Consider the following 351-nt stretch of genomic DNA (forward strand, 5'->3'; position numbering starts at 1 on the left):
CGTGAAGGACTTTGGCAAAGAGAGACGTTACACCTTCGCGCTATTCACCTTCCTTCGAGGCGTGTAAAGTTGGTCGTTGCGTAGCAGCACATCGACCAGACGCACAAGTTTTCTTGCCGTTAAGACGAGGGCGCGCTTGTGTTGGTGCTTAGGTACTTCCTTGTATTTCTTCCGGTAATACTCTCCGAATTCCGGATCACGGTTTTTTACCGAGTTGGCAGCTTCAACTAGGTAATACCGTAGGAATCGGTTGCCGGAACGAATGCGCTTTGTATCTTCGGCCTCATAGGGGCCGGACTGGTGTTTGCGCCATACCAAGCCGGCATATTTGGCCACCGCGGCTTGATCGTC

General features: G+C 52.1%; 1 protein-coding gene. It reads right to left on the reverse strand.

The window, feature by feature from the left end:
• Positions 1 to 27: 27 nt before the first annotated feature.
• Positions 28 to 351 (reverse strand): transposase (locus FS806_RS25390; protein ID WP_144942142.1); only part of this gene is annotated, 324 nt, incomplete at its 5' end.

The sequence above is a fragment of the Paenibacillus sp. 32O-W genome (assembly GCF_007679495.1).
GTDB classification, from domain to species: Bacteria; Bacillota; Bacilli; order Paenibacillales; family NBRC-103111; genus Paenibacillus_L; species Paenibacillus_L residui.